This is a genomic window from Pseudoroseomonas cervicalis ATCC 49957 (assembly GCF_000164635.1).
Lineage (GTDB): Bacteria > Pseudomonadota > Alphaproteobacteria > Acetobacterales > Acetobacteraceae > Pseudoroseomonas > Pseudoroseomonas cervicalis.
Map to the genome: position 1 here is coordinate 888,751 of NZ_GG770777.1, position 8,459 is coordinate 897,209.

Here is an 8,459-nt window from a genome sequence, read left to right on the forward strand (position 1 = left end):
CCCAGCGTGACGGCGGCGCTGCCATGCCGCGCGCGCCCCGGCAGCGGCAGCAGCGGCCCGCCGGCGATGCGCACGGCGCGCCCCTCGCCTTCCAGCTCGGCCGGCACCAGGTTCATCGCCGGCGCGCCGAGGAAGCCGGCCACGAACAGCGTCGCCGGGCGCTCATAGACCTCGCGCGGGGAGCCCGCCTGCTCGACGCGGCCGGCATTCATCACGACAAGATGATCCGCCAGCGTCATGGCCTCCTGCTGGTCATGCGTGACGAGGACGGAGGTGGCGCCGAGCTGCTCATGCAGGCGGCGCAGCTCCAGCCGCATCTGCACCCGCAGCTTGGCATCGAGATTCGACAGCGGCTCGTCGTACAGGAAGACCTTCGGGCGGCGCACCATGGCGCGGCCCATGGCGACGCGCTGGCGCTGGCCGCCCGAGAGCTGGCCGGGCCGGCGGTCGAGCAGCGCGGAAAGCTCCAGCGCGGCCGCGACCTCGGCCACCCGCGCCTGCCGCTCGGCCTTCGGCGTGCCGGCGACCCTCAGCGGATAGGCGATGTTCTCGGCCACGCTCATATGCGGGTAGAGCGCGTAGTTCTGGAACACCATGGCGCAGCCGCGATCCTTGGGCTCGCGCTCGTTCATGCGCGCGCCATGGATGCGCAGCTCGCCGCCGGTGATGCTCTCCAGGCCGGCGATCATGCGCAGCAGCGTCGACTTGCCGCAGCCCGAGGGGCCGAGGATGACGATGAAGCCACCCTCCGGCAGTTCGAGGTCGACGTCGTGGATGGCGGTGTTGGCGCCATAGGTCTTGCGGGCCTTGGCGAAGGCGATGGCGGCCATGCTCATTTCTCCGTCTGCACCAGGCCGCGGACGAACCAGCGCTGCATCAGCACCACGATCGCCAGCGGCGGCAGCATGGCCAGCAGCACGCCGGCCATGACGATGTTCCATTGCGGCAGCGCGTCGCCGCGCGGCACCATGCGCGAGAGCTGCACCATCACCGTCGCGCGCTCCGGCTCCGTCGTGACCAGCAGCGGCCAGAGATACTGGTTCCAGGCATAGACGAAGAGGATGGTGGCCAGCGCCGCCATGGTGGTGCGCGACAGCGGCACCAGCACGTCGCGCAGGAAGCGCAGCGGCCCGGCGCCATCCATCTTGGCGGCCTCCACCAGCTCCTCCGGGATGGTCAGGAAGAACTGCCGGTAGAGGAAGGTGCCGGTGGCCGTCGCGATCAGCGGCAGGATCAGCCCGACCGGCGTGTTCAGCATGCGCCATTCCAGGCTGATCTCGATGCCGCTCAGCGCCTGCACCAGGGCGGTCAGCCCGGTGACGTCGAGGATCGTCTGGAACGGGCGCAGCGCATTGGCGGCGACCGCATAGGTCGGCACGATGCGCACCTCGAGCGGCAGCATCAGAGTCAGGAAGATCGCCCAGAACACCAGCATGCGGGCGCGCCACTGGAAGAAGACGATGGCGAAGGCGGCCAGCATCGCCAGCACGATCTTGCCGGCGGTGACGCCGAGCGCCACGACCAGGCTGGTGGCGAAGCGCGTGGCGAAGCCGCCGCGCGCCCAGGCCTCCTGCAGGTTCTCCCACAGATGCGGCCCCGGCAGCCAGTTGATCGGCACGCTGTTGACGCCGGCCAGGTCATGGGTCGCGGCGACGAAGGCGAGCCAGACCGGCACCAGCAGCGCCAGCGCCGAGAGCAGCAGCAGCGCATGGGTGAAGATGTCGAGCAGCGGGCGGCGTTCGACCATGGTTCGCTCCCCTCCCCTCAGCGGTAATGCATCTTCCGCTCGACGAAGCGGAACTGGATGAAGGTGAGTGCCACGACCAGGATCATCAGGATGATGCTCTGCGCGGCGGCGCCGGAATAATCGAGGCCCTTGAAGCCATCCGAATAGATCTTGAACACCATCAGGTCGGTGGAGCGCGCCGGCCCGCCATCGGTCATGATGTGCACCAGGCCGAAGCTGTTGGTGAAGCTGTCGGTCAGGTTGATGACCAGCAGGAAGAAGAAGGTCGGCGCCAGCAGCGGCACCTGGATGTCGCGCATGCGGCGCAGCGGCCCGGCGCCATCCATCGCCGCCGCCTCGGTCAGCCCGCGCGGGATGGATTGCAGCCCGGCCAGGAAGAAGACGAAGTTGTACGCCACCAGCTGCCAGGCCCCGGCCAGGATCAGCATGAGCATCGCATGCGTGCCGTTCAGCGTCGGGTTCCACAGCCCGGGCGACATCTGGTTCAGCAGGCTGAACATGCCGGCGCGCGGGTCGAAGACGAAGCGGAAGATCATGCCGATGGCGGGTGCGGCGATGGCATAGGGCCAGATCAGCGCGATGCGCCAGTGGCGGCTGCCCGTCACCTCGCGATCGACGAACAGGGCCAGCAGCAGCGCGATGCCGATCGCCAGCGCCGAGGTGCCCAGCGCATAGACGATGCTGATGCGGACGGAATGCCAGTAATGTTCGCTGGAAAAGATCTCGAAAAAATTCTGCCAGCCGACCCATTGCCGCCCGCCGCCCCAGGGCTGCTCCAGCGTGAAGGCCCAGACGAAGGCCTCGCCGGTCGGCCAGTAGAAGAAGACGAAGATGATCAGCAGCTGCGGCAGGACCAGCAGCCAGGGCAGCAGCGGCGTGCGAAAGGTGGCGCGGCGTTCCAAGATGGCGTCCCCGGTGGGCAGGAAACAAAGAAGGCCCGCGCGTCAGGCGACGCGCGGGCCGGTCTTGCGGATCAGGGCAGCTGGCGGCCGCGATAGGTCTGCTCGAAGCGGCGCAGCAGCTGGTTGGCCTGGGTCTCGATGGCGGCGAGCGCCTGGTCCATCGTCTTCTGCCCACCGAAGGCCGCGGCCATCTCATTGGCGTAGAGGGCGCGCACCTGGGTGAAATTGCCGAGGCGCAGGCCGCGCGAATTCTCCGTGGGCTCGGTCGCCAGCAGCGAGGTCATCGCCATCTCGCGGCCCTGGTTCTGCGGCTGGCCGTAGAAGCCCGAGGCACGGATGCGCTCATAGCCGCTGCGCGTCACCGGGATGTAGCCGGTGTTCTGCACCATGTAGAGCTCCTGCTCCGGCTGGGCGATGAAGGCGAGGAAGGCGGCGGCGCCGCGATACTCGGCCGCCGGGCGGCCCTTCAGCACCCAGAGCGAGGCGCCACCCACCATGCTGTTGGTGCGGTTGTGGCCCTCATAGAGCGGCAGCATGCCCACACCCCATTCCATCCCCTGCCGCGCGGTGCGGGTGATGGCGACATGGTTGGCGATGGAGCCCATGGTCATCGCGCATTCGCCCTGCGCGAAGGCCGGCACCAGCCCGCCATTCTGCGGCGTGCGGATCTGCACCAGCCCTTCCTTGTGCCAGTTCAGCAGGTTGTTGGCGTGGCGGCGGAACAGGTCGTTGATCTTCACCTCGGCGTTCAGCCCGCCGAAGCCGTTCTGCTGCGTCGCCATCGGCAGGTTGTGGATGGCGTTGAACTGTTCCCAGTGCTGCCAGGAATCGAAATCGATGGCGATCGGGCAGGCATGGCCCTGCGCCTTCAGCGCCCGCGCCGCGCGCTCCACCTGCTGCCAGGTCTCGGGCGGGTTCTCCTGGCCCACGGCGCGATAGGCGCCCTTGTTCCAGTACATCACCGCGGTGGAGGAGTTGAACGGGAAGCTCAGCATCTCGCCGCGGCTGGTGGCGTAGTAGTTGCCGATCGAGGAGATGTAGTTGTCCCAGGCCACCTGGTGGCCGTTCTCGCTCATCAGCTGGCGCGCCGGGATGTACTGGCCCGACAGCATCAGGTCGGTGGTGCCGACGTCATAGACCTGCACGATGGTCGGGTGCTCGTTGGCGCGGAAGGCGGCGATGGTGTTCTGCAGCGCCTGCGCGTAGTCGCCCTGGCCGGTGCAGACGATCTCGAACTCGCTCTGCGCCGCGTTGAAGTTCTTGCAGTAGGACTGCATCACCTCGCCGAGCTGGCCGGTCAGCCCGTACCACCAGGTGAAGCGCTGGCGCTGCTGCGCCTCCGCCTGCGGCGCCGCCAGCGCCATGGCCAGGCCGGCGGCAAGCGCCGCGATACCAGTCTTCCGCATAGAATCCCCCGATCTCTCCGATGGCGCGGCGGGGCCGCGCCGGTCGGGCGGGGGATTAGCCGGGCGGCATGACTCCGGCTTGACGGTTGCGTGACACTACGGAGACAGCGTGCCGACAAGCTGCGCGTAGAGTTGCGGATCGGTGGCGCCCTCGGTGCCGAAGACCAGCACGCGGCTGTCGGCATCGAGGCCCAGCGCGTCCCGCGCCGCCGCATCCTGCGCCGCCAGCAGCAGCCCGGCCAGCCCCGCCACCGCGCTTTCGCCGGCCACCACCGGCGGCTGGCGCCGCGCCAGCAGCCGCATGCCATCCACCGCCGAATCATCCGCCACCGCCATGAAGGCGAAGCCGGCGCGCTCCAGCTCCTGCCAGGCCAGCAGGCTGGGCTCGCCACAGGCCAGCCCCGCCATCAGCGTGTCCAGATCGCCGCCCACCGCGCGCGGCGCGCCGGCGCGGGCGCTCTCCAGCAGGCAGGCGGCGCGCTCCGGCTCCACCACCACCAGCCGCGCATCCCCCGCCCCCTGCGCGCGCAGCTGCACGGAGACGGCGGCCGCCACGCCGCCCACGCCGCCCTGCACGAAGACATGCGTGGGCGGGGCCGGCAGCGCCGCCAGCGCCTCCTGCGCCATCAGCCGGTAGCCCTGCATCACGTCGCGCGGCACCTCGGTATAGCCGGGCCAGGAGGTGTCGGAGACGACGAACCACCCCTCCCGCTCCGCCACCGCCGCCGCCTCGCGCACCGAATCATCGTAATGCCCGGGCACCACGCGGATCTCGGCGCCATAGGCTGCGATGGCGTCGCGCCGCCCCTGGCTGACATGCTCATGCACGAAGATCACGCAGCGCGCGCCGAACCGCTTCGCGCCCCAGGCGACCGAGCGGCCATGATTGCCATCGGTCGCGCAGGTCACCGTGATCTGCCCCACCGCATCCGCATACTCGCCCGCCATCAGCGCGGCCGGACTCGCCGCCTGCGCCACGCCGCGCCGCGCCAGCTCCGCCACCAGCAGCCGCGCCACCGCATAGGCCCCGCCCAGCGCCTTGAAGCTGCCCAGGCCGAAGCGGCCGCCCTCATCCTTGTAGTGGACAGCAGCAACGCTGGCGGCGGCCGCCACATCCTCCAGCGCGAGCAGCGGCGTCACCGCATAGCCGGGCCAGGAAGCGATCTCGGCGGCAGCGCGGCGGAAACCGCCCTCGGGCAGCACCACCACGCCGGGCGTGCCGTGATTGGGGTTGACGAAGACATCGAAAGGGCGAGCGGGGATCATCGACAAAATTCCAAAAAGCAAAAGAAAGGCTGGGGGAAGGAATTCCCCCAGACCCCCATCTTTTTTCTGTCAGTTGGCGGCCTGGTCCTTGCACCAGCGCGCCAGCTCGGCATGCGTGCAGAACCAGATGCCCTGATGGCTGCGGATGTGCTCCAGCAGCCGGTCCAGCAGCGCGATGCGGCTGCGATGCCCGATGATGTGCGGATGCATCGTCAGCAGGAAGGTGCCGCCCTCCGCATAGGCTCCATCGAATTCGGCCCGAAAAATCTCCTCCACCGCCGAGGGCGGCGTGTAAGGGCGCAGGCCCGAGAAGCGCAGCATGTTGAAATACACCGCGTCGTCGCGGATCCATTCCGGCGGCAGCTCGACAATGCCGGTGGGCTCACCCTGGTCCAGCAGCTCATAGGGCTCGTCATCCGCCATCAGGCTGCTGTCATAGAGCAGCCCCATCTCGCGGAGGATCGACAGCGTGTCGGTCGAGAAATCCCAGCTCGCCGTGCGCATCCCCACCGGCCGCTGGCCGGAGATCCGCTCCAGCGTGTCGGCGGCGCGCAGGCTCAGCTCGCGCTCGCGGCCCGGCGGCAGCGTCGTGTTGGCCTCGTGGATCCAGGAATGGATGCCGATCTCATGCCCCTCCGCCGCCACCGCCCGCACCTCCTCCGGATGCAGCAGGGCGGAGACGGCGGGGTAGAAGAAGCTGGCCCGCGCCCCGTGCCGGTCCAGCAGCCGGCGGATCCGCGGCACGCCCTGCCGCGCGCCATACTCGCCCTGGCTGATCCGCATCGGACTCTCATCCGCGTCGCGCAGCGGGATGGTCTCATGGTCGGCATCGAAGGAGAGCGCCACGGCGCAGCGCGCCCCGCCCGGCCAGGCCGCCGGCTTCAGGCTGCGCCCGGCCGAGGCGCGGCCGACGATGCGGCGCCATTCGGCCTCCTCCCATTCCCAGGGCTGCGTCTTGGCGGGCTGCTCGGCCATGCGGCGTCTCTCCTCCAGGGCTCGGCGCATCCTGCGCCGCCCCCGCCGCCACGCCAAGGCCACCCCGGCCAGCCAGGGGGTTCCCTGCCCGCCGCCACGCCCTATGCTGCGCCGCCCCGCACGCCGCCCTTCCTCGTGGATCGCCCGATGTCCGATACCGATCCGGCCCTGATGACGGCCGAACAGCTCCTCGCCCTCTATGCCAGCCGCCGCCTCTCCCCGGTCGAGGCGCTGCAGGCGGTGCTGGAGCGCGTGGCGCGCAACAACCACTGGGTCAACGCCTTCGCCCTGCTGAACCCGCGCGCTTTGGCCCAGGCCGGGGAATCGGAGGCGCGCTGGGCCGCCGGCCGCCCGATGGGCCCGCTGGATGGCGTGCCGGTCACGGTGAAGGATCTGCTGAACGTCCAGGGCATGCCGACCCGGCGCGGCAGCAAGACCACCGCCGCCACCCCCGCCACCGAGGACGCGCCGGCGGTGATCGGGCTGAAGGCGGCCGGCGCCGTCATCCTGGGCAAGACCACCACCACCGAGTTCGGCTGGAAGACCCCGGGCGACTGCCCGCTGCACGGCATCACCCGCAACCCGTGGAACTCCCAGCGCACCGTGGGCGGCTCCTCCTCCGGCGCGGCGGCCGCCGGGGCGGCGGGCTTCGGCCCGCTGCATATCGGCACCGATGCCGGCGGCTCCATCCGCATCCCCGCTGCCTATTGCGGGCTGGTCGGCTTCAAGCCCAGCTATGGCCGCATCCCGCAATGGCCGCACAGCGCCTTCGGCCAGGTCTCCTGCGCCGGCCCCATGGCGCGCAGCGTGCGCGACGCGGCGCTGATGCTCTCCGCCATGGCCCAGCCCGACATCCGCGACCCCTATTGTGTGCACGAGCCGCCGCGCGACTGGCGCGAGGGGCTGGAGGAGGGCGTCGCCGGCCTGCGCGTCGCCGTGGTGCGCCGCCTGGGCTATGCGCCGCCGATCGACGCCGAGGGCGAGGCGGCGGTGCTGGCCGCCGCCCAGATGCTCTCCCGCCACGGCGCCATCGTCGAGGATGCCGACCCCGAGCTGCCCGACACCCGCCAGATCTTCGGCCGCGTCTGGGGCGTGGCGCTGGCCCGCCTGGTCAACACCATGGCGCCGGAGCAGCGCGCCCTGCTCGACCGTGGCCTGGAGGAGGTCGCCGAGCGCGAGGGCGGCATGTCGGCGGTGGATTTCCTGGGCGCCGAGGCGCTGCGCACCGAGGCGGCGCACGCCATGGCGCGCTTCCACCTGAAATACGACCTGGTGCTCTGCCCGACCACGCCGACCGCCGCCTTCGACGCCGATGCGCCGACGCTGAAGCCGACCGAGGCGCTGTGGCGCGACTGGGCGCCCTGGACCTTCGCCTTCAACCTGACCCGCCAGCCCGCCATCACCGTGCCCTTCGGCCTGGACGAGAACGACATGCCGCGCGGCGTGCAGCTCGCCGCCGCGCAGCTGCGCGACGATCTCTGCCTGCGCGCGGCGCGGGTGCTGGAGCGCGGCCTGGCCGCCCAGGCCCCGGTCGCGGCCCCCGAGGCGGCGCAGGCCTGCGCCCATCACCACGACCACCACCCCTGACGGAAAACGCGACGGGGGCGCCGCAGCACCCCCGCTCGCCCCGCCGCCTGGGGGGCGCGGCTCAGCCGCCGGCGCGGCCGGCGGTCTTTTCCCACAGCGCGCGCAGCGCCTGCTCCAGCTGGTGCATGGCGAAGGGCTTGGCCAGGAAGCCGAGATCCGGGCGCAGCTCCTCCGGAATCTGCATCGTGCCCTCGGCATGGCCGGTGGCCAGCAGCACCGGCAGGCCGGGGCAGCGCCGCCGCGCCTCCACCGCCAGCGCCACCCCATCCATGCCGGGCAGGCTGAGATCGGTGATCAGCACCGCCGGCGCCGGGTTGCGGTCCAGCCAGGCCAGCGCCGTGTCCGCCTTGCCGGCCTCGGCCGGGGTGAGGCCCATCATCTCGACCATCTGCGCCAGGTTCATGCGGATCAGCGGGTCGTCCTCGACCACCAGCGCGGCCGCGCCTTCGGGCCAGCCCAGCGCCGTCGGCGCCGCCCCGGCCGCCGCCACCCCGGTCCCGCTGGCGCCGCCCACCTGCTGCGCCCTGATCTGCGTCTCCTCCGCCGGCTGCCGCATGGCCTCTCTCCCTGTTTCCG

Annotated in this window: 8 protein-coding genes; 1 reads left to right on the top strand and 7 read right to left on the bottom strand. The window is 70.9% G+C overall.

All coding sequences use genetic code 11. The annotated features are described in order from the left end of the window. From HMPREF0731_RS03830 to HMPREF0731_RS03855, 6 genes are all read right to left on the bottom strand, one after another. The coding region (locus tag HMPREF0731_RS03830; RefSeq protein WP_083854463.1) for an ABC transporter ATP-binding protein at positions 1–830 on the bottom strand (830 nt) is incomplete at its 3' end. 2 nt (positions 831–832) lie between these two features. After that, complete coding sequence (locus HMPREF0731_RS03835) at positions 833–1,747, bottom strand: ABC transporter permease subunit (RefSeq protein ID WP_007002710.1); 915 nt, start codon at positions 1,745–1,747, stop codon at positions 833–835. Positions 1,748–1,764: 17 nt separating this feature from the next. Beyond that, positions 1,765–2,649: a carbohydrate ABC transporter permease gene (locus tag HMPREF0731_RS03840; protein ID WP_007002711.1), complete on the bottom strand. Its 885-nt coding sequence runs from the start codon at positions 2,647–2,649 to the stop codon at positions 1,765–1,767. Positions 2,650–2,720: 71 nt separating this feature from the next. Next, positions 2,721–4,055: an extracellular solute-binding protein gene (locus HMPREF0731_RS03845; protein ID WP_007002712.1), complete on the bottom strand. Its 1,335-nt coding sequence runs from the start codon at positions 4,053–4,055 to the stop codon at positions 2,721–2,723. A gap of 96 nt (positions 4,056–4,151) precedes the next feature. Next, positions 4,152–5,321, bottom strand: coding sequence for a diaminopropionate ammonia-lyase (locus HMPREF0731_RS03850; RefSeq protein ID WP_040611900.1), 1,170 nt, complete (start codon positions 5,319–5,321; stop codon positions 4,152–4,154). 69 nt (positions 5,322–5,390) lie between these two features. Continuing rightward, complete coding sequence (locus HMPREF0731_RS03855) at positions 5,391–6,296, bottom strand: polysaccharide deacetylase family protein (RefSeq protein WP_040611901.1); 906 nt, start codon at positions 6,294–6,296, stop codon at positions 5,391–5,393. Positions 6,297–6,443: 147 nt separating this feature from the next. Here HMPREF0731_RS03855 and HMPREF0731_RS03860 point away from each other — a divergent pair, with 147 nt between their 5' ends. Next, positions 6,444–7,883 (top strand): amidase, encoded by a 1,440-nt coding sequence (locus tag HMPREF0731_RS03860; RefSeq protein WP_007002715.1) that lies wholly within the window; start codon positions 6,444–6,446, stop codon positions 7,881–7,883. 61 nt (positions 7,884–7,944) lie between these two features. Here the strand turns inward: HMPREF0731_RS03860 and HMPREF0731_RS24945 are convergent, their stop codons facing one another. After that, positions 7,945–8,439: a response regulator gene (locus HMPREF0731_RS24945; protein WP_040611902.1), complete on the bottom strand. Its 495-nt coding sequence runs from the start codon at positions 8,437–8,439 to the stop codon at positions 7,945–7,947. Positions 8,440–8,459: the final 20 nt, after the last annotated feature.